Source organism: Methylocapsa acidiphila B2 (genome assembly GCF_000427445.1).
GTDB lineage: Bacteria > Pseudomonadota > Alphaproteobacteria > Rhizobiales > Beijerinckiaceae > Methylocapsa > Methylocapsa acidiphila.
Genome location: NZ_KE386496.1, coordinates 1,936,860 through 1,962,035 on the forward strand (window position 1 = coordinate 1,936,860; position 25,176 = coordinate 1,962,035).

The window sequence follows — 25,176 nt, forward strand, 5'->3', positions numbered from 1 at the left end:
ATTCGGCCCGCCCTAAAGCTTCCAGCCCGAATGAATGGCGACGATTCCACCGGACAATCTCGTGAAAGCCGCGCGATCGAAGCCAGCGGCGGTGATTTTCGCGCGAAAGGATTCCGCATCTGGAAAGCGGGCGATCGACTCGACGAGATATTGGTAGGATTCCGCGTCCCCGGTCACGAGACGGCCGAGCAGCGGAATGGCGCGGAAGGAATAGGCCTCATAAACGCGGTCGAGGAGCGGAACGTCCACGTTCGAGAACTCGAGGCAGAGGAACTGGCCGCCGCGCTTGAGGACGCGCCGGGCCTCCGAGAGCGCCTTGTCGATGCGTGGCACGTTGCGGATGCCGAAGGCGATCGTATAGGCGTCGAAACTATCGTCGGAAAACGGAAGATCTTCCGCGTTGGCCTCTATGAAATCGAGTCGCGCCTCGAAATTGCACTTGGCGGCGCGCTGGCGTCCGACCTCCAGCATGTCGGCGTTGATGTCGAGGATAGTGATCTCGGTGCCACTCGACCCAGCCTTGGCGATCCGAAACGCTATGTCGCCGGTGCCGCCGGCCACGTCGAGATGGCGAAACCGCGCTTGCTTCGGCGGCTTGACCCGCGCGGCGAATATATCCTTCCAGACCCGATGAAGGCCGACGGACATCAAATCATTCATGAGGTCGTAGCGCGAAGCGACCTTATGGAAAACCTCGTCGACGCGCGACTGCTTTTCGCGCAGCGGCACGCTCGCGAAGCCGAAATGGGTTTCTTCCGTCATGGCGTCCAAGTTCTGGGTCCGGTCTCTTTGGCCCAACCCTATAGCCTTTGAGCCGCGCCCTGGCTACGGCGCGAAACGGGTTCCGTTTCCTGCACGAAATCGGCGCCGCCGCGCGCTGCAGGCCCAAGAGGGCCGCCTCGCGGCCTATTTTTTATCCAGCGTCGTCGGCGAGGGGACGCCGACCGATCCGCGCTGGAACATGGTCACCCCCTCGGTGCTCGAGTCGATGAGATCAATTCGGCTCGGGGTCTCGGACGAAAGAGTCGCCGTATAGACTTTCCCATTATTCAGCTTGACCCATAGGGTGCCGAAATAATCGATCGAATAGACGCCGTCGCTTGAGGCCGACGGCTCGGCGCCTTTCGGCGGGTTCGGTGGGACGAGGCTCGAAATCGTCTTGTCCGGATGGAACTCGATCCGCCAGGCTTTGCCGACGGCGCGCCATTCTCCGACGATCGGCACGCTCTTGAGCGCGAGGCCGCCGACGAGCTGCCTCGCCCCCATAAAAACGAGGCTGAGCGCGCCGACGACGCCAAAAATGACGATCATTCGGGTGACCGGCAGCGGTTTCGGTTCCTTAGGATTGGTCGTCGGTGAGCTCATCGTCATTTCTCAACAGCCGTGTGGAGCAGGCAATCTATCATGGAGCGGGCGTGGTCCGAGCTCAAGGGCTCGGGGAGAATCCGCGTCGAATGAAATAGCGTCGCGTCCGAGACGGTTCTGCGGTTCTCCTCACGGTAAAAATCCTTGAGGGATTCGAGCATTCTCAAACGGTCCCTCGACGCCCCGGCTACGCATAGATCGCGCGCACTTGACAACCAAAAATCCTTGACGCGACAAAGCTTCGTCCCTGCGTCGGAAATCGAGCCTTTCGGGTTCGCCGGACGCACGCGCCAGCCTGTTGGGGAACAAGCGAAGCCATGTTGCCGCGTCGTCGCATCGCCTTTTCGCATATGGTCTATTCATCGGGCTTCTTTTTCCTCACATTCGCCTTCGCGCTGATCGCGATCGGGGCCCTCACTCTGCGTTTTGCGGGAGGCCCGCTCGCGCTCAAAATCGCCGTCGGCCCGGCCAACGGCGATAACGCCAAGCTCATCGCGGCGATCGCCGACCGGCTTGAGGCGGACGATGCGGATATGAGATTGGTCGTCGTCCCGACCGGCGGTCCGGCGCAAAGCGCGCAAGCGCTCGAGCAAGGACGCGCCGATCTCGCCGTCATCCGCAGCGATGTCGCGATCCCGCAGAACGGCGCAACGGTGGTCGTCCTGCAAAACGACGTCGGGCTCCTCCTTGCGCCGCCTGGCTCCGCCCTCGCCAAGGTTGCCGTTCTCGTCAAGAAGCGCGTCGGCATTTTCCCGGCGCGCGAGACGAACGCCGCGCTGCTCGATTCGATCCTAGCCGAATATCAGATCGCACCCGAGTCGGTTCAGCGCGTCATGCTCGACCGCGATGAATTGGCGCCCGCCGTGGCGCAGAAGCGAGTCGACGCGGTTCTGGCGGTTGGGCCGTTGCTCGGCCCCGCGATCCAAGCCGCCGCCGCCGCTCTGTCGGCGCGAAATCGCGCCCCGACCATGATCCCGATCGACGCCGCCGAGGGCATGGCGGCCAAAAGCCCCGCCTATCAAAAAGTCGCCGTCCCGGCAGGCTTCTTTCGCGGATCGCCGCCCGAGCCCAAGGAGGAGGCCACGACGGTCGGGGTCGCCGTTCGGCTCGAAGCCAACCTAAAGCTCCCCGACGAAGTCGTCACCGACCTGACCAAACGCCTTTTCGTCATGCGTCGCGAGCTCGCGGTCAAAGTCCCGATCGCGGCGGCCATGCAGAAGCCCGACACCGACAAGGATTCGGCCGACGCGGTCCACCGCGGCGCAGCGGATTATTACGACAACAATGAAAAGAGCTTCATGGATCGATATGGCGACTGGCTCTATATCGGCGCCATGGCCTTTAGCGGTTTTGGCTCGGCGATCGCGGCCATGTTCGGATTGTCGCGGGCGCAGGCGCGCAAGGCCGCCTTGGCTCTCATCGATCAACTGATCGAGGTCAAGCAAGTCGCGCATATCACCATGGAGCTGCCCCGACTCGCGGTGTTGGACACGGAAATTGAAAACCTGTCGACGAAGGGCCTCCATTTCGCCCGCAACAATAATTTCGATGACGCCGGCCTCGCGGCTCTGCGCCTCGCGATCGACGAAGCGCGAAGAGCGGTCAGCGACCAACGCAGCGAGCTCGAGGCCAGGCCGCCGCTCCTCCTCGACGCCTCCTTGGAGCGGCCGACCACGTCGACGCCGGAAAACAAGGCGTAACGGCGCCGAGCGCCGCTCAAGACCATGGCGGGAGAGATGGCTTCGTCTATAGTGGGTCGGATCGCATCGATCGGAGCGGACTAACGTCAGCGGAGCATTTTCATGACCAAGTTTGAGAGCCCCTCGCCGGCGCCCCCGCCGGACTCATCCTCATGGCGTCGCTATTTGGATGGCCTCAAGAAGAGATTTTTCAGCCATTTCGACAGCCAGGGCGATTGGCTGGTTTTCGGCTTGGTGGCTCTGGCCGTGCTTTGGCTCTCCGCGCGAGTCCTTGGGCTTCTCCGCAAGCTGCTCGGCTGGTGAAGGCCGCAATCGCGCGGCAAGGGCTCGGCATTCGACGAGATCGCGCTCCTGAAGCGCTTCCGCTCTGATAGACTTAAATTCGATCGGGGCGCGCTCGAATTCAAAGCGTTGGAGCATGCTCCAACTAGGCGCCAAGGAGGGGAAACGCATGGAAAGCTGGAGCTATCAGCGCGACGGCGCCATTGTTGGACCGGCCAGCAAAGAAGAGCTCGCGGCTCTTTTCGAGGCGGGCGAAATTAACCGTCAAACTCTTGTTCGAAGCGTTTCGGCCGGCGGAGAATGGAAGCGCTATGGAGAGGTCCAAGGTCTCGCGCCATCGCGCTTTCCACGAACGGTCAAAAGGCTCTGGCCTTGGTTCATGCTGGGAACGCCTCTCGCCGCGGCCTTGATCGACGTCTTTCTGGTCCAGTCGACCGGAAACGCCTTCGTCGAGAAAAACGCCGCATTGCTGAGCTATGCGCCAACGGCTCTCAACATCCTGGCCGCCATTCTTTGGCTCGTCCTGATTACGCTCGAGTTTCGGAAAAAGGCGCAAAAAAGCGTCTCTGGAATGGCCGTTTGGCTCATCGCGGCGCCGCTCTACTTGACCTTCAGTTGGTGGACAACCGTATTCATATCCAACCGCATCAATGTTCCGCTCGGATTCAGGGTTCCGAGTTGTCAGGCGGATCTCGCAAAGTCGCAAGTCAAGGCTGCGTTCGAGAGGAACGCCGCAAAAGCCGGGCAGACGGACGTCAAAGCCATCGCGCTGACGGAGACGAGCCAACAATGGCTCGCCGGCAGAATTAGAATGTGCGTCGGAAAGCTCGAGACCAACGCGCAGACCTACTCGGTTCGCTACGAGATCGAAGATCACGGAAACAGGCTCTTCCTCAGAACCATGCATGGATATTTCGTGAGCCTTCTCGTGAAGTAATCCCGCCGTCGCACGCCTTGGATCACGGCCCGTTGGGCTGAAGCAAGCCCTTCGCTGTAGATGCAGCCGGCTCGCGCTCACGGTGCAGATCTTCATCCGGTCTCGGCTCGCGGGGCCTGCGTTCCGGCGTCTCCGGATCCTGCCTGCCCAAGCCCATCGCGATCGGCAGCGCCTCTGATGGCGGCGCCTGTCGGCGCTCGCGAAATGTTGCGCCAGATCAAGCCGCTGTCGCGAAACAGGCCTAGAAAATTATCCTCCATCGGGCTCCTTTTGAAGGATATTCGTCATGACGTCGAGCAACATTGAAATTCGTCGCATGAGTCTAGCTGTCGCCTTGGCCGCCCTTGTCTCGGCCGGCGCTGTCGGCGCCGCGAGAGCTCAGCAAGGGATGCCCGGAATGGAGGGCGGCGCCATGCCGATGGGCCATGACCAAATGATGGGCCATGAGGGCATGATGGGTCACGGCGGAATGATGGGCCATGAGGGCGGCCCCGACGGCGCGATGGGCGGCGGCGGGATGATGTGCCACATGGGCGAGCATGTCGAGGGCCGGATCGCCTTCCTCAAGGCGGAGCTCAAAATCACCGAAGCGCAATCGCCGCAATGGACCGCCTTCGCCGACACCTTTCGGGGCGATGCGAAGAAAATGGCCGACATGTGCATGACGATGAAAGAGCACGGCTCGGCGCATATGAGCGCGGACTATCCGGATCGGCTCGCGATGATGGAGCAACATCTCACGATGCGGCTCGACGCCTTGCGAACGTTAAAAGCCGCCGCGCAACCGCTCTTCAGCGTGTTGACCGATGAGCAGAAGAAAGCCGCCAACAAGCTGCTGCATGGCCCGATGGGCATGATGTAACCCAACGGAATAGGCGCCCGGCGCGGGAGGAAAGGGCTTCGTTTCCGTCCCGCGCCGAGCGAAGACATATCTCGTCAGCTTTTTGCGGAGATCGTTGGCCTTGCGAGCCATTCGCGTCCCTTGAGCATGGCCTTCCAATAGATCGGAGGCAGGATGCGCTCCTTGAGGAACCAGGCGAGACGACTCGGCTTCGTTCCGTCGATCAGCCATTTTGGAAAGGTCGGCAGGAGCTTTCCGCCATAGCCGAACTCGGCGAAGACAATCTTCCCGCGCTCCACGGTCAGCGGGCATGAGCCATAACCGTCATAGCTCGCATGAGCCGCATTTCCGGCGAGGAAGCACAGGACGTTTTCCGCCGCGATCGGAGCCTGCTTGCGGGCCGCGGCGGCGGTCTTGGCGTTTGGCGTCGAAGCAGCGTCGCCGAGGCCGAAGACATTGGGAAAACGCTTGTGCTGGAGCGTCGTCTGATCGACGTCGATCCAGCCGGCTGCGTCGGCCAAGGCGCTTGAGCGCACCACGTCCGGCGCGCATTGCGGCGGACAAATATGAATCATGTCGAAGCCGCGCGCCACGATTTCCTTCACATCGCCTTTCGTCACCTCGAACCAGGCGGTCTTGGCGGCGCCGTCGATCTTGACGAGGCGGCTGCCGAAATTGAGGTCGACCCCATATTTCTTGATATATTCCATCAAAGCCGGGACATATTCCTTGACTCCGAAGAGCAAGCCGCCCGCGTTATGAAATTCTACCTTCGCGTTCGCGAGGACGCCGTTGCGCAGCCAGTGATCGCAGGAGAGATAGAGCGCCTTTTGCGGCGCGCCTGCGCATTTGATCGGAAGCGGCGGCTGGGTGAATAGGGCGCGCCCGCCGCGGAACTCCTGCACCAGCCGCCATGTGTAAGGCGCGAGATCGAAGCGGTAATTCGATGTGACCCCATTCTTGCCGAGCGTTTCCGGAAGGCCCTCGACCGCGGCCCAATCGAGCTTGATCCCTGGCGCCGCGATCAGCGCGCGATAGGCGACGCGCTCGCCATTGCTCAGAATGACCTCGTCGCTTTCCGGCGCGAAGCCGGCGACGGCCTCCTTGATCCAGCGCGCGCCGCCGGGGATAAAATCGGCTTCCTCGCGTTCGGTGCTCGCGGCGTTGAAGACGCCGCCGCCGACCATCGTCCAGCCGGGCTGGTAGTAATGCTTGCTCTGCGGCTCGACAATGGCGACGTCGAGCGACGGCCGTCGCCGCAAGAGACTCGCAGCGGCCGCGATCCCCGCCGCGCCGCCGCCGACGATGACGACGTCATGAATTTCACGGCTTACGCCGGACGACGCGCTGGACATGATTTCCTCCCATCTTGCGATATTTTGCGCTGGTTTCCAATGAGCCGGCCGTCACAAAGGACGGCCTTGACCGATCATGGACGACAATGCGCTCGACGCAATTGACTGCGACGAACCTAAGCAAGATCTGCGCCCTTCATGAGCGATATGGGCAAGATCAAAGCTCTTTGGCTTCCTCGCCCCCTGCAGCGCACAGTGTTCGGACCGTGCGCATTGCTTTTCGACGCGAGAGCTAAAGCAAGTCCACGGGAATCTTGAGATAACTGACTCCGTTTTCTTCTGCCGGCGGCAGCCCTCCGGCCCGCATATTGACCTGAACCGAAGGTATAATGAGAGCCGGCATGTGCAGCACGGCGTCGCGGGTCTTGCGAATTTCGACGAATTGCTCTTCGCTTACGCCGTCGCGGATGTGAATATTATTCGCTCGCTCCGCGGAGACGGTGGTCTCCCAACAATAGGACGTGCGGCCGGCCGGCAAGTAATCATGGCAAAGGAAGAGCCGGGTCCCCGGCGGGAGCGCGAAAATCTTCTGGATCGATCGGTAGAGCTGCCGCGCGTCTCCGCCGGGAAAATCGCATCGCGCGGTCCCATAGTCCGGCATGAAAAGCGTGTCGCCCACGAAGGCCGCGTCGCCGAAGACATAGGTCATGCAGGCAGGCGTGTGCCCGGGCGTATAAATGGCGCGGCCGATGAGGCCTCCGATCGAAATTTCCGCCCCGTCGTCGAACAGGACGTCGAATTGGCCGCCGTCACGCCGAAATGCAGACTCCGCATTGAAGATTTTCGCGAAGACGTCCTGCACGATCACGACTTTTGAGCCGATGCCTGTCCGGCCGCCGAGCCTCTTCTTCAAGAATGGAGCGGCGGTCAGGTGATCGGCATGAACATGGGTCTCGAGAATCCATTCGGCGCGGAGGCCCGCGCTTTCGACAAAGGCCGCAATCGCCTCGGCAGAGCCTGTAGAAGTTCGCCCGGATGCAGGATCGTAATCGAGAACGGGATCGACGATCGCGCAGGCATTGGAGCCCGCGTCCCTTACTACATAGGTAATCGTGCTTGTAGACTTATCAAAAAACCCATGCACATCAGGCTGCATTTGCGACTCTCCTGCAGAACGACCGACTCACCCAAGCCATAACGCCACCAATCAGATTGACTCGATCTGATCGACAAAAAAAAGCCGGGCTTGCGACGTTTGAGAATTCCCAACCGCTGATTCCATACGATCAGCAACCGCTCCACATTGAGCCTCACCACAATTCGCCATCGAGTTCAAGACTTTCATACCGCGATGCGACTATCCGCCGACCTTCGGCCGGAAGCCCAATCATTGGTGTTATGGCGATATGAAAATCTACATGCTGCAACCGAGTCGGATCTTCTATTCACGCACTCATCATAGCCGACCCTAATAATTACAGAATGCGTGCGGATGAATTGATCTAACCCGAACTCGCGAAGCGCAAATGTTAAATATGGCTGGGGCGCCGCAATCGCACGCTGTCGAACTGAATATGGACGATATGTTTGATTCGATGGCCGGGATTGCACTTCCGACGTCCGAGCCGTCTCCGACGCGATGCAGAGCATCGCTCCCACAATCAACAATGGCGCCGCCGCCGTTGAAAAATATGTGTGTGATTCATCATTCTCCCCACAAACAATGCACAGAAAGAAGGGCGATGAGCGGTCGCTCGCGTACACATCATGAGGTGCGCGATAATTGTTGCACGTCCATAACGAGAGTTCGGCGCAACGCTGAAGCGCCGCGAGCATCAGACTGGCCGCTTCGATTTCCGCGATCGCGTTCCGCTATTGCCTTGTCACAGGCGGAGCAGAAGAGCCGCCACCTCCGATCGCGGTCGGATGCTCCCATGGCGCCGCAGCCGATTGCTCGGCCGCAAAATGCGATCGGTTCGACGCCGGAAGAAGCGCGCCTACATAGCCGGGGCGAAGGGTCGATCGCCGCCCGGAGCGCCCTGCCCATCCGTTTTAAAGGCGGATGGCGGGCGGTCGGCAATTTAAGGACCCAAGCGATCAAAAACGCCGAAAAGCATCAGAGCGCGGGCGCTTTGCCGCCACGACTCCAGGCGTTCAAAAGATCCCAGGCCAAGGCGAGGACGACGGGGCCGACGAACAAGCCGCCAATTCCATGGACTAAAAGGCCGCCCAGAATGCCGATGAGAGTGACCAGTGTCGGCGTCGTCAGTCCGCGCGCCAAGACGAAAGGCTTCAGAAAATTGTCGATGAAGGTGACCGTGGCCATGCCTGCCGTGAAGGCCAGCGCCGGTCCTGTGGCCATGGTGGACCAGCCCCAGATCAACAGCGGCGCGACGACGAGAAACGGGCCGATCTGAATAATTCCCAGCACGAAAATCGCGAGCGTCAGGAGGCTTGCCGCCGGGGCGCCGGCAAGCGACATGGCGACGCCGCCGACGACGGCTTGCAAAAATGAGATGCCGATCACGCCGCGCGACACGGCCCTGATCGTCGCCCCGGAGATCTCCACAAATCTCTCGCCATGCCGCGTGTCGATCCTGAGGGCGAGCGTCTTGATCGCGGCGACGAGCGAAGGGCCCGGCCGAAACAGGAATCCGGCGATGATCACGGAGACGAGAAACTGCAGGGTCCACGTCCCGGCATTGCTCGCCACGCTGAGAAGAAAGTCGCCGACCGGCTTGAGCTGCGGCAGCAGGAAGGCCAATGCGCTGCGCACATTGGTGGAGGCGAGCGTCCAAAAATCATAGAATTGAGGTCCTATCAAAGGCCAGGTTCTGACGGATTCCGACGGGGGAGGAATAGACAGGCTTCCCGAGTCGAGACGCTGGATGAGGACCTTCAGGCCGTCTACGACGCCGAGACCCAGCCAGGTGACCGGGCCGATGACGACGAGCAGCCCGATGATGGTGATGCAGAGCGCCGCCAGCCTGCGCCGTCCGCCGAGCAGGACGGCGAGCCAGTCGAAAATCGGATAAAGCGCGACCGTCAGGACCACACTCCAGACGATGATCGGGATGAAAGGTTGAACAAGGACGAAGGTCCAGAACGCCAGGAGCGCGATAAATCCGACATGGATCATCAAATCGATGAAGGTCGCGTTGAACTGGCGAAGGTTGAACGGTTCCGTGGGTTTCTCGTTCACTGAAGTCTTCCGGATTCGGCGATGCCGCGCGACGCCCGCAGCGAGGACTTTCTCTTTATCCGATATTGCGGCGCCATGAAAAATCGCCTGCTTTCAATGGAGGCGTGGGCGCAAAAAAATCGGCGGCCGGCCCGAGGGGTTGGTGCGGCCCCTTTCCGAAAACCTCCTTGACTCTGCCCCCGGAAGAAGGAATCTATGAGAACATATAAGGAACGTTTTTGAGCGTGGAGCGGAGCCGATGTCGCAAGGCGGCAAGTCGGAACGGATGAATTTTTTGCGCCGAAAGATCGCCGGGATCGAGGCCGGGGGGCTCGATCCCGAAGGAATCGAGGCTGACGCCGCGCAGGTGAGCCTCGGCGAAAATTGCAGCCTCGACCGGCCGCTGCAGGGGGGGCTTCGCCGCGGCGCCTTGCATGAGATCGCCCCGGCGCGCGCGGACGACGCCGCAGCGGCTTCGGGTTTCGCTCTGGCCCTATCGGCCCGTTTCGCCGCGCAGGCCGCGCCGCCCCAATCCAACATCGTCTGGATCATAGAGGATTTCGCCGGCGTGGAGAATGGCGCGCCCTATGGTCCGGGGCTCGCGCTCAGCGGCGTCGATCCCGCGCGGCTTCTTTTCGTTCATACGCTCAATGCGAAAGACAGCCTCTGGACCATGGAGGAGGCGTTGAAATGCCGCGCCGCGGCCGCCGTGATCGCAGAAATATGGAGCCTCGAAAAAGCCTATGGCCTCGCAGCCTCCCGCCGCCTCGTCCTGGCGGCGCAAAAGAGCGGAACGCCGGGGCTGATGCTCGCCGCCGGAATGGCGCGCCGCGCGGACCTGTTTTCGAGCAGCGCGCAAACGCGTTTCGAGATTCTGACGCGCCCGAGCCTTCATGCGCCTTCCGCACGCGGCATGCCGCTGCCTGGTCCCGCCTGCTGGTCCGTCCGCATCGTCAAGGCGCGCGCCGGGCCGGACGGCTTCGGCTTCGATCGGGAGCGGTTTTTCGCCGTCCACTGGGATCACGAGAAGGCATGTTTCCGTGACGCGTTTCCTCTCTCTCTCCCTTCCCTCTCTCGCAACCGACCGGATCATTCGGCTGATGCGCGCGCGAGGCGCAGCCAAACCGCCTGAGTCGCCGCTGGCGACGGTCACAAAGATAAAAAGCGCGCAAAGGCTCGCCGCCGTCGACGCCTGTGCCGCAGCCTTGGGCCTCAAGCCCGGCATGACGCTGCCCGACGCGCGCGCCATGCGCCCTTCCCTGATTTGCGTCGAAAGCGATGCGGAAGCCGAAGCCGAGGCGCTCGCCAATATCGCCGACTGGTGTCGCCGCTTCACGCCGCTCGCGGCGCTCGATGCGCCCGACGGACTCATGCTCGACGTGAGCGGCGCAACGCATCTCTTCGGCGGCGAGACGAAGCTTCTCGCCGAGATCGAGGCGCGGCTCGAAGATCAAGGCTTTTGCGCCCGCGCGGCCCTCGCGCCGACGCCGGAAGCAGCCTGGGCGCTCGCTCGCTACGGCGCCTTGCGCATCCTGCCGTCCGACCTCGACGAGAAAGAGATCGCACGCCGCTTCGCCGACCTGCCGCTCGCCGCCTTGCGTCTCGACGCGGCGACCCTTGCCGATCTCGCCCAAGCGGGCTTGCGCCGGATCGGCGACGTCATGATGCGGCCGCGCGCGCCAATCGCCGCCCGCTGCGGCGATTATCTCTACGCCAGGCTTGACGGACTTCTTGGCCGCGCGAAAGCCGCGATCTCCCCGCGTTTCGAAGCGCCCCCCTATCTCGCCGAGCGACGTTTTTTAGAAGGCGTCGCTCGGCGCGAGGATGTCGAGGCCACGATCCTGTCGCTGGCGCATGATCTGTCCGAATTGCTCGCCCGCCATGGCGAAGGCGCCCGCCGCCTCGAGGCGAGCCTGTTTCGCGTCGACGGCGCGGTGAAGCGTTTCGAGGTCGGCGCGAGCCGCCCCTTGCGCGAGGCGCAGCCGATCGCAAGGCTGTTTCGCGAGCGCATCGAAGCGGCCGCGGCCGCGGGCGGCGACGATCCGCTCGAGGCGGACTATGGCTTCGACGTCATTCGCCTCGCCGTTCTTTCGGCGGAGCGCAGAGACGAGGAACAAGCGGACTGGAGCGGCGGCCGAGGCGACGCCGATCTCGCCGATCTCATCGATCGGCTCGGCGCGAGGCTCGGGTTGCGACGGGTGACGCGGCTCGCCTTCAACGCCGCCCATGCGCCGGAATTCGCCGTCGCCGCGACGCCCGCCGCTCATTCCTTCGGCTCCCCTTCGAGCGTCCGGGCGCAAGCCCATCGAAAGCCGCCGGACCCGCGCGAGACGCCCCGACTGAAGGCGAGCTCAAAGTCAAAGGCGGGAGAGACGACGCTCGCCGCATTTTTAGCCCCGTCGCCGGCGGCGGCTTTCATGGAGGAGGATGCGCCGGCGATGATCCTTCCCGCGCGGCCGATTCGGCTTTTGCGCCGGCCCGAACCGATCGAAACCATCGCCTGCGCGCCCGACGGGCCGCCTTTGCGCTTCCGCTGGCGCAAGGTCACGCATGAACTCGCCGCGGTCGAAGGCCCGGAGCGGATCGCGCCTGACTGGCGCCTGAGCGAGGCCGCTCTCAGCCGCGACTATTTCCGCGCCGAGGACACCGAAGGGCGAAGATTCTGGCTCTTTCGCGAAGGCCTCTTCAATCGCGAAACGGCGCTGCCGCGCTGGTTCATGCACGGGCTTTTCGCATGAAGCCGAACCCTACGCCGCCGCGCTACGCCGAACTCGCCGTTGCGACGAATTTTTCGTTTCTGCGCGGCGCCTCGCATCCCGAAGAGCTCGTCGCTGCGGCCATGGCCTTGGGCCATGCGGGCATTGGCGTGGCCGACCGCAATTCGCTCGCCGGCGTCGTGCGGGCGCATGTTTACGCCCGCGAGAACGGGGCCGCCGCGAAAGGCTTTCGCGTCATCAGCGGCGCCAGGCTCGTCTTTTGCGACGGCGCGCCAGACATCTTGAGCTTTCCGCGCGACCGCGCCGCCTATGGCCGCCTGACGCGGCTCCTCACCCGCGGCAATGCCCGCGCGCAAAAAGGCGCCTGCCTTCTCCGCCTCGACGATCTCCTCGAGGCCGCGCAAGGCCAACAGCTCATCGTCATGCAAGGCGGCAGCTGGGACGCCGAGGACGATCGCCGACGCGCCGCGAAAATCCACGCCGATCTCGCGGAGGCGCCGCCGAGGACGACGCGCGTGGATAAAAACGCTTCAACGCCCCTCCCATCTTTGCTCGAATGTCTCGGGGAGGCCGCGCAAGGCCGCGTCTGGCTCGCCGCTTCGATGACCTATGGTCCCTTCATGCGGCGCGATCTCGCCCGCCGCCGCGCCCTTGCGCGCAAGACGGGGCTCCCGCTTCTCGCCACGAATGACGTCCTCATGCATGCGCCGGAGCGACGCCCCTTGCAGGATGTGCTGACCTGCATTCGCGAAGGCGCGACCCTCGACGACGCTGGATTCCGGCTCGAGGCCAATGCCGAGCGCCATCTCAAGGATGGCGCCGAAATGGCGCGCCTCTTCGCCGAGGCGCCGGAGGCGATCGCGCAGACCTTGCGTTTTCTCGACGGAATCGGCTTCAGCCTCGACGAGCTTCGCGGCGATTATCCTGAAGAATTGCGCGAAGGATTCGCGACCCCGCAAGACGCCCTGGAGGCTTTCGCGCGCGAGGGGGCGAGGCGGCGCTATCCCGACGGCGCGCCGCCTCATGTCCTGGCGGCGATCGCGCGCGAATTGAAGCTCGTCGCGGAGCTCGATTACGCGCCCTATTTTCTCACCGTCCACGACATCGTGCGCTTCGCCCGCGCGCGGGGGATTTTATGCCAGGGCCGCGGCTCGGCCGCCAATTCGGTCCTTTGCTTTTGTCTCGGCATAACGGAGGTCGATCCGGCCGTTCATGATCTTCTTTTCGAGCGCTTCATCTCGGCCGAACGCAAGGAGCCGCCCGACATCGACGTCGATTTCGAGCATGAGCGGCGCGAAGAGGTCATGCAATATATTTACGCCCACTATGGGCGGGCCAGGGCCGGGCTGACCGCGACCGTCGTCACCTATCGCGCGCGCTCGGCCATTCGCGAGGTCGGCAAGGCCTTCGGCCTCTCGGAAGACGTGGTCTCGGCCCTTTCCGGCACGGTCTGGGGCAGATCCTCTGCGGAAGTCGACGCGCGTGAGACGCGCCGGGCGGGCCTCGACCCGACCGACACGAGGCTCGCCCAGGCGATCCGGCTCGCCGGCGAGCTCATCGGCTTCCCGCGCCATCTCTCGCAACATACGGGCGGCTTCGTCATCACTCGCTCGCGTCTCGACGAAACCATTCCAATCGCCAACGCCGCGATGGAGGAGCGCACCATCGTCGAATGGGACAAGGACGATCTCGACGCGCTCGGAATCCTGAAGATCGACATTCTCGCGCTCGGCATGTTGACCTGCCTGCGCAAAGGCTTCGCGCTCATCGAACAGCACTATGGCGACGCCTATGCATTGGCGAGCCTGCCCCCCGAGGAGCCCGCCGTCTACGCCATGATTTCCCGCGCCGACACGATCGGCGTGTTCCAGATCGAGAGCCGCGCGCAAATGTCAATGCTGCCGCGCCTCAAGCCCCGTGAGTTTTACGATCTCGTCATCGAGGTCGCGATCGTGCGGCCGGGGCCCATTCAGGGCGACATGGTGCATCCTTATCTGCGCCGCCGGCAACGCCTAGAGCCCGTCGCCTATCCTTCAAAGGAGCTCGAAGCCTTGCTCGGCAAGACGCTCGGCGTGCCTTTGTTCCAGGAGCAGGCGATGAAAATCGCCATCGTCGCCGCCGGCTTCACGCCCGCGGAAGCCGATCGGCTGCGCCGCTCCATGGCGACCTTCAAGCGCGTCGGCACGATCGGCGGATTCGAGGCGAAAATGGTCGAAGGCATGGTCGCGCGCGGCTATCCGCGCGATTTCGCCCTGCGCTGCTTCAAGCAGATCGAGGGCTTCGGCACTTATGGCTTTCCAGAGAGCCACGCCGCCTCTTTCGCGCTTCTCGTCTACGCCTCCGCCTGGATGAAATGCCGCTATCCCGACGTCTTCGCCTGCGCTCTTCTCAACGCTCAGACCATGGGTTTCTACGCGCCGGCGCAAATCGTGCGCGACGTCCGCGAGCATGGCGTTCCCGTCGAGGAGGCGGACGTCAATTTCTCCGATTGGGATTCGACTCTCGAGCCTCATTCCCTCGAACCCCGACTGCATCCCCGCCACGCCTCCATGCGCGGCGAGATCCTTTCGACCCATAGGGTCCGGCTCGGCTTCCGACTGATCAAAGGACTTTGCGAAGCCGACATGACGCGCCTCGCGGCGCTGCGAGGGCGAGGCTATGATTCGATCCGCGATCTCTGGCTGCGGACGGGGCTATCCCCCGGCGCGCTCGAAATTCTGGCCGGCGCCGACGCCTTTCGCTCGATCGGGCTCGATCGGCGCGCCGCGCTTTGGGCCGTGCGCGGCCTGAACCGCGCCGGCGATAGGGACGACTTGCCCCTCTTGCGCGATTTGAGCTTTCGGGCGCTCGAGCCCGACGCCGCCCTCCCGCCCATGCCGCTCGGCGAACATGTGGTCGAGGATTATCGCTATCTGTCGCTCTCCTTGAAGGCGCATCCCATCGCCTTTCTTCGCGAGAGGCTCGCGAAGAAGAAGACCCTGCGCGCCGAGGAGCTTGCAGCCCAACCGTCGGGCGCGCGCGTCACCGTCGCCGGCCTCGTTCTCGTGCGCCAGCGGCCGGGCTCGGCCAAGGGCGTCATTTTCCTCACGCTCGAGGATGAGACCGGAATCGCCAACGCCATCGTCTGGCCCAAAACCTTCGAGGCCCTCCGCCCTATCGTCATCGGCGCGCGTTTCATCACTGTGACGGGGCGCCTTCAGAACGAGGCGAATGTGATCCATGTGGTCGTCGAGCGGGCCGAAGACCTCACGTCCCTCCTCGCTCTCCTCTCGCGCTCGCACGACGGCGAAGCCTTCTGCGCGCCGGACCGATCCGCCGAGCCCGGCCTGTTCGCGGAAACCCATCCCCCCGCCACGGAGGCCGCCGCCCTCCGGCGTGTTTTGCCGAAAGGCCGCAATTTTCAATAAACTCCGCCATCGCGGCAAAAGCCGCCCGCCCAGACGGCTTCTTCTCCGGACATGGCCCTGGTCTTGCTTGCCTTTGTGTTGCTGAATTGCGCTTGCAATCATCACACTTCTTCGCATGGGCGGACCAGCCTTTCCCTTATGCGCCGTTCCCCCGGGCTCGCGATCGGACGATGTGATGAAGCTAAGCCTCGAAAGCCGCGACATGTGCGAATGGTCCGGACTCCCCGGATTGCGCGAGGGCTTGCTAACAAAGGTGGCGCAAGGCGAATCCGGAAAGGTCTCGCCTTTTTTGCTGCTCGCGATGTCCGGCGTCAGCGCGCGCGAGCAACGTCGATGTTCCGAACTTTGGACGAGGGACAAGCAAGCCGCCTGCGCCGACGAGCGCGCCGCGCTGGCCTTCACATTCGACGTCGCCGCGCGGCCGAAAATCCGCATCGGCTATCTTTCCTGCGACTTTCATGAGCACGCGACCTCGCTGCTGCTCATTGAAATGTTCGAGGCGCATGATCGGGCGCGCTTCGAGCTCTTCGCCTATTCCTATGGGGCCGATGACGGCAAATCGATGCGGCCGCGCCTCGCCGCCGCGTTCGACCATTTCATCGACATCGAGGCCTTGTCCAACATAGACGCAGCGCGGGCGATCCACGCCGACGGCATAGATATTCTCATCGACCTGAAAGGCTATACGCTGCGCACGCGCACGCAGATCCTCATGTTCGGCCCCGCCCCGGTTCAGGTGAATTTTCTCGGCTATCCGGGAACGCTCGGCGCCAGCATTTGCGACTATATCGTCACCGACGCCTTTCTGACCCCGGCGGCGAGCGCGGCCGATTACAGCGAATCCTTCGCCTATCTGCCGCATTCCTACCAGCCGCATGGCCGCAACGCCGTCATCGGCGGGGCGCCGAGGCGCTCCGCAGTCGGCCTGCCCGAAGCCGGGTTCGTGTTTTGCTGCTTCAACCAGGCCTATAAGATCACGCCGGAAATCTTCGACATTTGGTGCCGCCTACTGGTCGAGGTCCCCGACAGCGTCCTTTGGCTCCTGAAAAACGACCAGGCCGAGGGAAACCTGAAAAATGAGGCGCTGTGGCGCGGCGTCACCGCGGACCGGCTGATCTTCGCCGAGCACTTGCCACAAAGCGAGCATCTCGGCCGGCTCCAGCTCGCCGATCTCGTTCTCGACACATCGCCCTATAACGCCCATACGACGGCGAGCGACGCCCTTTGGGCGAACACGCCGATCGTCACCTGCTCCGGCGACACCTTTCCTTCGCGCGTCGCAGGCAGCATCTTGCGGGCGATCAACCTTGGCGAGTTGATCGCCGTCGATCTCGACGCCTATTTCGAGCTCGCGCTTGAACTCGCGACCAAGCCAGACCGTTTCTCCGCCATCAAAGCCAAGCTCTCGGCGAACAGGTTGACGACGCCCCTGTTCGACATCGAAGCCTATACGCGCGACATGGAAGGGCTTTATGAGGTCATGTGGCGGCGCTATCGCGAAGGCGACGCGCCGACGGCGATCGGCGCGGTCCCCGCCGCTGGGTGAATCCGCGTCTGGCCCGTGATCTCATGATAGAATGATCGATCAGACCTTTCAGCCCGCATTCGCAGGATTACGCGGCAATTTCAAGCGCCTTTTCCGCGATTCGGCTAACATAATCCGCAGTTGTTTCGGATCGCATGAGGCCGATGGCGAACCCGGCGGATGAATCGAATGATGGCGCTCTCAGGCTCGATTTCGACCGCCGATTGATGCTTCAATTTCGTGGATCTGGGTTACCTCCGACGCCGGCTTGCTCGCATACCGGGAACTGGACGACGCGCTGGGCCTCAGCGCGATGGCGGGCGATCGCCAAGGTCGAATGGCGTCCGGGCGAACTCTACCCACACGTTGGATTGATCGTCGCCAACATGGTGCGCCGCGCCGGCGCCATCGTCGCCTTTTACAACAAGCGCGGGACATGCGAGCAATGGATCAAGGAGGGCAAGGGCGCGATCAAGTGGACGCTGCTCTCATGTCGGTCGTTCGCCGCCAACGCGGTTGGGCTTCAACTTCATGCGCTGGCCTACAATCTTGGTCGTTTTCGGCGCACGCTGGCGACGTCGGAGCCGATCAAGGATTGGGCGGTGACGAGCCTGAAGGAAAAGCCGATCAAGATCGGCGCGAAGGTCGTCAGGCACGGGCGCTATGTCGCATTCCAGATGGCCAAAGTCGCCATTCCCAAAAATCTCTTCACCGACATCCTGCGAATGATCGCCGAACTTCGACGGCCGCCCGATCCAGCGCCTGCGTGAAGCCTCCGGTCGTCATGCGTATGGGAGAGACGCGTCTTGATCACAATCAATTCGACAATTTTGGTCCCGCTCAGGAACATTATGGACCGCAGAGGGTTTAACTGCATAGTCTGCGGTGGGGAGAGCGCCAAAGCGGGCAAGTAGAGCCATTTAGACAGTCCAATCGCCTGTCGACTGGGAAATATCGGTTTAAGCGTCACGGCCGGAACATCGATTCGCCACGGCCGGGATTAGGAGAAGTGGTATGCGCCTCGCAACTCTCTTGTTTCGCGCGACCTTCGCCGCGTCGCTGACGGCCGGCGCCGCCGCGATCTCGACGGACACGGTCAATGCTGCGCCGCTGACCGTGGCGCCGCTCGGCTCGAACGACGCGCCGATGATAGATAAGGCCTATTGGACGTCGCGCTGCCGGTGGGTCCCCTCGCCCTGGGGGCCGCAACGGCGGTGCCGCCGCGTGTGGGTCGGGGGAGGAGGACCTGGCTGGGGTCCGCCGCCACCTCTGCCGCCTCCAGGTCCCGGCGGCTGGGGTCCGCCGCCACCGCCGCCGCCTCCGGGTCCCGGCGGGTGGGGCCCGCCGCCTCCGCCCCCGCCGCCTCCGGGCTGGTAAGAGGCCGGATCGGCTCTCTGAATCGACCCCTCGCGCCATCGCGCGAGGGGTTTTCTATGGCCCACCGATCATCGTTCGATGGTGAACCCTATATTTAGTGTGTTCGAGCGATGCCGATTCTGAACACGCTCCGGCGCTGCACAAAACCCTGATGAACGCGCAATCGCAATCCGAGGAGATCGCCTTCGACCGCTCGCTCCCGGCCCGTCCGGGCGAGCTCGTCCGGCTTTCGCCCCTGGTGCGCCGCATGATCGCCGGCAACGCCGGGCCGATGACCTTCACCGGCACATGCACCTATGTCGTCGGCAATGGGCCAGTCGCGATCATCGATCCAGGCCCCGACGATCCGGCTCATATTTCCGCGCTGCTCGAAGTCCTCGGAGATGAGACTATCGCGGCCATTCTCGTCACCCACACGCATCGGGATCATTCGCCGGGCGCGCGCCTCCTGAAGCAGGCGAGCGGCGCGAAAATCATCGGCTGCGCGCCGCATCGGCCGTCGCAAGAGGCTGGATTCGGCCGGCTCGACGCGGCGCATGACCGGGACCACGCGCCGGACGCCATCATGTCCGAAGGCGATTCGATCGAGACCGCCGAATTCGCGCTCACCTGCGTCGAGACGCCCGGCCACGCCGCCAACCATCTGGCCTTCGCGCTGGCGCAGGAGGATGCGCTCTTTTCCGGCGATCATGTCATGGCCTGGTCGACGACGGTCGTCGCGCCGCCCGACGGCGCGATGCGCGACTATATGAACTCGCTGGAAAAGCTGCGCCTGCGGAACGACAAGATCTACTGGCCGGGGCACGGCGGTCCGGTCGTCGCGCCGCAGCGCTATGTGCGCGCGCTCGCGCAGCATCGGCGGGCGCGCGAGGCCGCCATTCTTTCGCGCATCGCCGCCGGAGATTCCTCGATCGACGCCATCGTCGCGCATATCTATGAAGGCCTGAACCCGGCGCTGCGCGTGGCCGCGGCGCTGAGCGTCCTCGCCCATCTCGAAGGCCTCGTCGCGCGCGGCCAGGTCGCGGCCGAGGGCCCCGCGACGCTTGAGGCCGTCTATCGGCCGGCCTGATCGGCCTTGTCGACCTCGGCGGTCAAGGCGCCCTCAAAGACCTCGACATTGCGTTGATTGGCGCCGAAATCCGACAGCGCAAAACGTGAGACGGACCGCATGTCCACGCGGGTCTGACCTGCGAGCGGACGAATTCGCAACGTGACGTCGCAGGGAAAGCCGAGGATCAGGCTGCGCGCGATCGCGTCAATATGGCCGACCCCGCTGCGGCCGCCTGGCGGCGTTTGCGCGATGATTTTCCAACCGCTTTTCGTGACTGCCTTCACGATGGCGGCATAGGCCTCCGGCGCGTCGAGATCGAGCAGGATGGGCTGAACCTGAGGATAGGCCACGAGCTGCCGCTTGCGCGCTTGCGCTGGAATATTCGCCGGGGTCGATCCGCCGCGCGCTGCAAGCGCCTGCCGCGATAAGGAAAAAGCCGGCGGATCGAGAATGTCCGTCGACAGATCGACGAGCCGGGGAAAGCGCATCACCTTTTCGGCGAGATAGGCCGGATAGGCCAAAAGGAGCAGCGCGAGAAAAAGCCCGGCGGCGGCCGTCCCGGCCCCTTTGCGGCCGCTGCGCCAAATCACGACAAAAGCCGCGAGCGCGCTCAAGATCGCCGCAGCGGCCACGCCGACCGCGCCGCCGAGCACCGCGAGCGTCGCTTGCGGGTCGAGGCCGCCGCGCGCCACAACGACGCCGATCAGCGCCACAGCGACGGAAAAAGCCGCAAGCCGCCAGCTGAGCAATGCGGCTTTGGAATAGGGTTCCTCGACGATCAAGCGCCTCATCGCCGCCTCGCAGAAGCCAAAAGACGCAAAGTCGCGCCGCCGCCTCCGGCGGGCCCGCTCGGCCGGTCGCCCCGAGACGCAAGCGCCTCACGGGATTCGGTCCAAGCCGAAAGCAACTCAAAGACCTCGCGAGCCCGCATGTTCAATCGCCGAAGCGGCGGCCGATTCTTCGGCTCGTCATGTCCGAAGCGTTGGGCGCACGCTCTTTGATCGCCTTATCGCACCATGCTCTAAAGCATGTTCCGCCGAGCCCTGTCCACTCGGGAGGGCGATCGGCCTCGTCACGCCATGTCGCCGCGCGGATTATAGGGCTTCTGGCTCTCCCATTTACGCATCAGCGCGGCAAGCTCGGAATCGGGCTCTTCAGGCAGGACGATGCGCAAGGTCACAAGCAAATCTCCCGCGTGACCATGGCCGTGCGGGTTTGGCAGCCCTTTGCCGCGCAGACGCAGGGTCCGGCCGCCGTTGGAGCCCGCAGGAATCGCGAGCTCGACCGTCCCGTCAAGCGTCGGAACGTTAACTTTGCCGCCGAGAACCGCCTCATAGAGGGTGACGGGCAAATCGAGCCGCAAGTGGTGGCCATCGACGCGAAAATAGGGATGTTTGCCGATCCGCACGGTGACCATCGCATCGCCCGGATCGCCGCCAAAGGGGCTTGCCTGACCCTGACGTTTAAGGCGGATCTGCTTGCCGTCCTCAATGCCCGCCGGCACCGAAACTTCGAGCGTGCGCCCCGTCGGCAGGGTGACCCGGACAGTTCCGCCCTTCACCGCTTCGGCAAGGCCCACGGTCACGGTCGCGCTGACGTCTTCCCCGCGCGGCGGGGGCGCGTTCGACGCGCGTCCGGCGCCTCTCCGTCCGCCGCCGAAAAGATCCGCGAAAATATCGCTGGCATCGAACCCCGGCGCGCCTTGGCGGCCATCGCCATAGCGGAAATCGAAATGCTCGAAACCAGGTCCGCCTGCCTGGGCGCCGCGACCGGCTCCGGGGCTGCCGCCGGCGCCAAAGCCCTCGAATCCATGAAACCGCGGCTTGCCCTCGGCGTCGATTTCGCCGCGATCGAAGGCTGCGCGTTTCTTCTCGTCGCCCAGGATCTCATAGGCGGAATTCGCCTCCGCGAATTTCTCTTTCGCGTTGGGCTCTTTGCTTTGATCGGGATGATATTTCTTGGCGAGCTTTCGAAAGGCTTTCTTGATCTCGGCCATATCGGCCGTTTTCTGCACCCCTAGAACCACATATGGATCACGCATAGATGAGCCCACTCCTGCGCTCGACCGATCAGCAGCGCCGACGCCAATGTCTCAAATGGAATTTGGGGATTCGCAGCCCAGGCGCAAGCCTTGGAGAAGAAGTTCGGCGGAGCGGACGACAAAACCCGATAGCGCCGCGCCCCAACAAAGCATGTGACTGCGGACAAACCCCGCCAAAGCCATCCGAGCCGGCGGGATCAAATCACGTCCCAGCAAAAACGTGAAGCGTAATTTTTCGATCTCGGGGCGCTCTTTAATTTTCCGCCTCGGCTTCTCTGCTTCAGCGCCGCCGCGATCAGGAATCGACGCTCGATGGCGAGGCCTAAGGGCTAGATTTTGCTTTGCGGCGTGACCTCGGCGATTTTCCAATCGCCGGCCTTTTCCGCGCAAGCCGTGCCGCGGATTGACTGCTCATTGCCCTTGCGATCGATCCGGCTGACGAAAACGCGGCAGATCCTCGCATCCTCCGGATAGGCGTGACCGATCGGCGTTATCGTTCCCTTGACGCCGGATTCCGGATTTTCCCACCCAACGAGCGCGCCGTCGCCTTGAGGGTCGAGGGCGGTCGAGAGGGCCGCCTCGGCCCGGCGCAAATCTTCGGCGCCGAGAAAGCCCGCCAGCGTAGGTTTGGAAGGCCCATCCTCGCTCGAGGTCGCCAAGGAAGCAATCGGCATGGACATGGAGCAACCCGCCAGGAGCGCCGCAAGCGCCGCCGCCGCGAGAAATGGCGCGCCGAAGCGATGGCTCCCGCCGTCCAGCCCGGGCTCCGCTGATTTGTTTTTTTCTGTCCAAGCCCCGATCGCGGAATTATATCGACGCTCGTGACGCAGCAACTTTCCTGTCACGGACCGACCGCTCGCAAAAAGTTTACCCAAGTGGAGGTTACGCGTGAACAAGTTAACGGGGCGTGACTGCGCCGACGCGGCCGAGCCTTTCGACTTGTTCGCGGCCTGGTACGAGTCCGCGCAGAAAAGCGAGCCGAATGACCCGAACGCCATGGCCCTCGCCACGGTCGACGCGGAGGGCCTGCCCAATGTCCGCATGGTTCTGCTCAAGGCGTTCGAGCCGTCCGGCTTCGTTTTCTACAGCAATGACGAAAGCGCCAAGGGCGAAGAGCTTCGCGCCAATATGAAGGCGGCCGGAGTTCTACATTGGAAGTCCTTGCGTCGGCAGATCCGCTTCCGCGGCCCGGTGACGCGCGTCTCCGACGCCGAGGCCGATGATTATTTCGCGAGCCGTCCCTTGCAGAGCCGGATCGGGGCCTGGGCGAGCCAGCAGTCGCGCCCGCTCGAGAGCCGTTTCGCCCTCGAGACCGCAGTCGCGAAATATGCGGCCAAATTCGCCTTGGGCGAGATCGCGCGGCCGCCCTATTGGGGCGGCTACAGGATCGCGCCGCTCTACCTCGAATTCTGGTCGGACGGCGCCTTCCGATTGCATGACCGCATCGTTTTCCGGCGCGACGCTCCTGATGCGCCTTGGCGCAAGGAAAGGCTCTATCCGTGACGCGCGTCGACCTTGCGCCCACCGCCGAAGCCCGGGCGCGCGCCTATCCGCCCTTCCCCATGCTCGCGGTCAGCATCGCCGTCTTCCGCGCAGGCCGCGTCCTTCTCGCCACGCGCATGAAGCCGCCCTATGTCGGCGCTTTCTCCTTGCCGGGCGGACTGGTCGAGACCGGCGAGACGCTGCAGGAGGCAGCCTTGCGTGAATTGCGGGAGGAAGTTCAGGTCGAGGCGCGCATCATAGGCTTCAACCGGCATGTCGAGTGGATCGATCGCGACGAAGCCGGTAAGGTGTCGCGCCATTATGTCATTGCGTCATTCGTTGGCGAATGGATCGCGGGCTCCGGCTCGCCCGGCCCCGAAGCCGGCGAAATCGTCTGGGCCGCGCCGGAAGAGCTGGAGCGTCTCGCCTGTACCCCATACGTCGACGCTGTGGTCGCATCGGCGCACGCTTTGGCGAACGGCTCGAACCATTGAGGATCGCCTTGGATCCTATGCGGAGTTTTACGCGCGGCAAGCCAGCGCGACGCGCTACGCTTTTTGGCCGGCGCGCCAGGCTCACGGCGTTAGGCGTTTCCAAGAATTTAGAGCCAAATGGCGGGGAAAACCGGCTTCCGCTATTCCGTATCCCGCTCTAGCTGCCGAACCGGAAAGAGGCTCCATGCTCAAAAGCGCCATCTGCGCAATCTTCGCTCTCGTGCTCGTCCTCACGCCGGCGCAAGCGCAGCAAGGGTTCTTTTTTCCCTTCCCGTTTGGCGGCGAGCCGCCGCGGCAGAATCCGGCGCCCCCACACGGACAGCAAAGCCCTGCGCCGGCGTCGCCGCATCAGAGGCCGCACGCCAAGAGCCCAACCGGTAATGGCGCTGCAGCGAAAGGCGCGCCGGCCAAGGGCGCACAACCCAAAGCCGGCTCATCGGAAGCCAAGAAGAACGAGCCTCCGGGATCGGAGACGCCCGCATCGGAGCCGCCCGCCGCCCCCTACGAAGGGCAACTCCTGCGGCTCGCGGAAATTCTCGGTTCGCTGAGCTATCTCGACGAACTCTGCGGCTCGAGCGACGCCGGCCAGTGGCGTGAGCGCATGCAGGCGCTGCTCGACGCCGAAGCAAAGACGACGTTCAGAAAAGAGCGGCTGGCGGGCGCCTTTAACCGAGGCTTTCGCGGCTACGAAAGATCCTATCGCGCTTGCACGCAGAACGCGCAGATCGTCATCACCCGTTTTCTCGCCGAAGGCGGGCGGCTGACGCATGAGATCGTCAGCCGCTTCAGCGCCACTTAACGGGGCCATTCGCCCAGCGGGCGAATGGGCGATCGGATCAGTGACGATCCTGCAGTCCGTTATGCACCTGCACGAGGACCCTGCCCTCGACCCATTGGAAGGGACTATCCGGCTCCGCGCAATTGATCTCGCGCTCGATGATGAGGCGGTCGCAGAGCAACACGCAGATGTCTTCGATCGGCGCGTCGGTGTCATTCTCTTCGGTCATGCGATCGATGGAGATCTCGCCCCATTCCTCACCATCGATCAAATGGATGATGAAGACTTCTTCATGCCCGGGTGCGCCATGATAATTTACCCTGAAGGTTTCCCCGCGATATTGAAATTCACGTATCATGTGACCCGCCGAATTTTTTAGATGGGTGAGCGATGAGATGGATCAGCGATCCAAATGCTACGAAGATGCGAAAGCGCAGCGACGTTAAGCATGTGTGGAAATCTAGGTCAAGTCTGCGCTGTACATATTTGTGTTTTGGAGCGACGAGATTGTATAATAATTGTGCACTGCACATCGGAAAAACAGATTAAACAAAAATCTACCGTCTACCTTATGACTATATGCTTATAGCGCTATATAATCGAATATTATAAACTTCTGCATGGCGCGAACGATTAAATATAAACTGCTTCTAATTCATCCGACACCGCCCGCTTCCTGAAGAACGAGTCCCTCGTTTTGCGC

23 protein-coding genes and 1 pseudogene are annotated in these 25,176 nt (G+C 63.1%); 14 read left to right on the plus strand and 10 right to left on the minus strand.

The genetic code is table 11. The features are described 5' to 3' along the window. Nucleotides 1-12 precede the first annotated feature (12 nt). From ubiE to METAC_RS26485, 3 genes are all read right to left on the minus strand, one after another. Nucleotides 13-762 (minus strand): bifunctional demethylmenaquinone methyltransferase/2-methoxy-6-polyprenyl-1,4-benzoquinol methylase UbiE, encoded by a 750-nt coding sequence (gene ubiE / locus METAC_RS0111370; protein WP_026607125.1) that lies wholly within the window; start codon nucleotides 760-762, stop codon nucleotides 13-15. A gap of 144 nt (nucleotides 763-906) precedes the next feature. Next, nucleotides 907-1,371: a hypothetical protein gene (locus tag METAC_RS0111375; RefSeq protein WP_026607126.1), complete on the minus strand. Its 465-nt coding sequence runs from the start codon at nucleotides 1,369-1,371 to the stop codon at nucleotides 907-909. Beyond that, complete coding sequence (locus tag METAC_RS26485) at nucleotides 1,368-1,526, minus strand: hypothetical protein (protein ID WP_156898196.1); 159 nt, start codon at nucleotides 1,524-1,526, stop codon at nucleotides 1,368-1,370. The genes METAC_RS0111375 and METAC_RS26485 overlap by 4 nt, the downstream gene beginning before the upstream one ends. A gap of 156 nt (nucleotides 1,527-1,682) precedes the next feature. Here METAC_RS26485 and METAC_RS0111385 point away from each other — a divergent pair, with 156 nt between their 5' ends. The 4 genes from METAC_RS0111385 to METAC_RS23295 all read left to right on the plus strand — a co-directional run bounded on the left by METAC_RS0111385 (nucleotide 1,683) and on the right by METAC_RS23295 (nucleotide 5,146). After that, entirely contained in the window at nucleotides 1,683-3,065 is a 1,383-nt protein-coding gene (locus tag METAC_RS0111385) for a TAXI family TRAP transporter solute-binding subunit (protein WP_026607127.1), read from the plus strand. A gap of 102 nt (nucleotides 3,066-3,167) precedes the next feature. Beyond that, the gene (locus METAC_RS26490; protein WP_156898197.1) at nucleotides 3,168-3,368 is read left to right on the plus strand and encodes a hypothetical protein; all 201 of its coding nucleotides are present in this window, start codon (nucleotides 3,168-3,170) and stop codon (nucleotides 3,366-3,368) included. 148 nt (nucleotides 3,369-3,516) lie between these two features. Next, nucleotides 3,517-4,284, plus strand: a complete 768-nt coding sequence (locus METAC_RS0111395; RefSeq protein ID WP_156898198.1) for a DUF4339 domain-containing protein — start codon at nucleotides 3,517-3,519, stop codon at nucleotides 4,282-4,284. A gap of 286 nt (nucleotides 4,285-4,570) precedes the next feature. Next, nucleotides 4,571-5,146, plus strand: coding sequence for a Spy/CpxP family protein refolding chaperone (locus METAC_RS23295; RefSeq protein WP_051335531.1), 576 nt, complete (start codon nucleotides 4,571-4,573; stop codon nucleotides 5,144-5,146). A 74-nt stretch (nucleotides 5,147-5,220) separates the two neighbouring features. Here METAC_RS23295 and METAC_RS0111410 read toward each other — a convergent pair whose 3' ends face one another. The 3 genes from METAC_RS0111410 to METAC_RS23300 all read right to left on the minus strand — a co-directional run bounded on the left by METAC_RS0111410 (nucleotide 5,221) and on the right by METAC_RS23300 (nucleotide 9,622). After that, nucleotides 5,221-6,480 (minus strand): NAD(P)/FAD-dependent oxidoreductase, encoded by a 1,260-nt coding sequence (locus tag METAC_RS0111410; RefSeq protein ID WP_036255484.1) that lies wholly within the window; start codon nucleotides 6,478-6,480, stop codon nucleotides 5,221-5,223. A 232-nt stretch (nucleotides 6,481-6,712) separates the two neighbouring features. Continuing rightward, the gene (locus METAC_RS0111415; protein ID WP_026607131.1) at nucleotides 6,713-7,576 is read right to left on the minus strand and encodes an MBL fold metallo-hydrolase; all 864 of its coding nucleotides are present in this window, start codon (nucleotides 7,574-7,576) and stop codon (nucleotides 6,713-6,715) included. Between the two features lie 960 nt (nucleotides 7,577-8,536). Next, complete coding sequence (locus METAC_RS23300) at nucleotides 8,537-9,622, minus strand: AI-2E family transporter (RefSeq protein WP_245257468.1); 1,086 nt, start codon at nucleotides 9,620-9,622, stop codon at nucleotides 8,537-8,539. A gap of 238 nt (nucleotides 9,623-9,860) precedes the next feature. Here METAC_RS23300 and METAC_RS0111430 point away from each other — a divergent pair, with 238 nt between their 5' ends. From METAC_RS0111430 to METAC_RS0111465, 7 genes and pseudogenes are all read left to right on the plus strand, one after another. Beyond that, nucleotides 9,861-10,733 carry an ImuA family protein gene (locus tag METAC_RS0111430; protein WP_026607132.1) on the plus strand — a complete coding sequence of 291 codons (873 nt, stop codon included), beginning with the start codon at nucleotides 9,861-9,863 and terminating at the stop codon, nucleotides 10,731-10,733. After that, nucleotides 10,642-12,339, plus strand: a complete 1,698-nt coding sequence (locus METAC_RS0111435) for a Y-family DNA polymerase (RefSeq protein WP_342446949.1) — start codon at nucleotides 10,642-10,644, stop codon at nucleotides 12,337-12,339. The genes METAC_RS0111430 and METAC_RS0111435 overlap by 92 nt, the downstream gene beginning before the upstream one ends. Beyond that, nucleotides 12,336-15,725: an error-prone DNA polymerase gene (locus METAC_RS23305; RefSeq protein ID WP_084143591.1), complete on the plus strand. Its 3,390-nt coding sequence runs from the start codon at nucleotides 12,336-12,338 to the stop codon at nucleotides 15,723-15,725. The genes METAC_RS0111435 and METAC_RS23305 overlap by 4 nt, the downstream gene beginning before the upstream one ends. A 175-nt stretch (nucleotides 15,726-15,900) precedes the next feature. Next, a complete protein-coding gene (locus METAC_RS0111445; protein ID WP_026607134.1) occupies nucleotides 15,901-17,271 on the plus strand; it encodes an O-linked N-acetylglucosamine transferase, SPINDLY family protein in 1,371 nt (456 codons plus the stop codon). Nucleotides 17,272-17,546: 275 nt separating this feature from the next. Beyond that, a pseudogene (locus METAC_RS23310) lies at nucleotides 17,547-18,020 on the plus strand (transposase); the annotation flags it as partial. A 244-nt stretch (nucleotides 18,021-18,264) separates the two neighbouring features. Continuing rightward, complete coding sequence (locus METAC_RS0111460; protein ID WP_026607136.1) at nucleotides 18,265-18,627, plus strand: hypothetical protein; 363 nt, start codon at nucleotides 18,265-18,267, stop codon at nucleotides 18,625-18,627. A gap of 151 nt (nucleotides 18,628-18,778) precedes the next feature. Next, nucleotides 18,779-19,696 (plus strand): MBL fold metallo-hydrolase, encoded by a 918-nt coding sequence (locus METAC_RS0111465; RefSeq protein WP_026607137.1) that lies wholly within the window; start codon nucleotides 18,779-18,781, stop codon nucleotides 19,694-19,696. Here the strand turns inward: METAC_RS0111465 and METAC_RS23315 are convergent. From METAC_RS23315 to METAC_RS23320, 3 genes are all read right to left on the minus strand, one after another. After that, nucleotides 19,681-20,469 (minus strand): DUF1499 domain-containing protein, encoded by a 789-nt coding sequence (locus METAC_RS23315; RefSeq protein ID WP_036255487.1) that lies wholly within the window; start codon nucleotides 20,467-20,469, stop codon nucleotides 19,681-19,683. The genes METAC_RS0111465 and METAC_RS23315 overlap by 16 nt on opposite strands. A gap of 281 nt (nucleotides 20,470-20,750) precedes the next feature. Then, nucleotides 20,751-21,719, minus strand: a complete 969-nt coding sequence (locus METAC_RS0111475; protein ID WP_026607138.1) for a DnaJ C-terminal domain-containing protein — start codon at nucleotides 21,717-21,719, stop codon at nucleotides 20,751-20,753. Between the two features lie 329 nt (nucleotides 21,720-22,048). Beyond that, nucleotides 22,049-22,564, minus strand: coding sequence for an RT0821/Lpp0805 family surface protein (locus tag METAC_RS23320; protein ID WP_245257469.1), 516 nt, complete (start codon nucleotides 22,562-22,564; stop codon nucleotides 22,049-22,051). Between the two features lie 43 nt (nucleotides 22,565-22,607). Between METAC_RS23320 and pdxH the strand changes: the two genes are divergently transcribed. From pdxH to METAC_RS25855, 3 genes are all read left to right on the plus strand, one after another. Continuing rightward, the gene (pdxH, locus tag METAC_RS0111485) at nucleotides 22,608-23,222 is read left to right on the plus strand and encodes a pyridoxamine 5'-phosphate oxidase (protein ID WP_026607139.1); all 615 of its coding nucleotides are present in this window, start codon (nucleotides 22,608-22,610) and stop codon (nucleotides 23,220-23,222) included. Continuing rightward, nucleotides 23,219-23,695 (plus strand): NUDIX hydrolase, encoded by a 477-nt coding sequence (locus tag METAC_RS0111490; protein ID WP_036255488.1) that lies wholly within the window; start codon nucleotides 23,219-23,221, stop codon nucleotides 23,693-23,695. The genes pdxH and METAC_RS0111490 overlap by 4 nt, the downstream gene beginning before the upstream one ends. A 184-nt stretch (nucleotides 23,696-23,879) precedes the next feature. Beyond that, a complete protein-coding gene (locus tag METAC_RS25855) occupies nucleotides 23,880-24,494 on the plus strand; it encodes a TIGR02301 family protein (RefSeq protein WP_084143595.1) in 615 nt (204 codons plus the stop codon). Between the two features lie 37 nt (nucleotides 24,495-24,531). Here the strand turns inward: METAC_RS25855 and METAC_RS0111500 are convergent, their stop codons facing one another. Next, the gene (locus METAC_RS0111500; RefSeq protein WP_026607141.1) at nucleotides 24,532-24,831 is read right to left on the minus strand and encodes a hypothetical protein; all 300 of its coding nucleotides are present in this window, start codon (nucleotides 24,829-24,831) and stop codon (nucleotides 24,532-24,534) included. Nucleotides 24,832-25,176 lie beyond the last annotated feature (345 nt).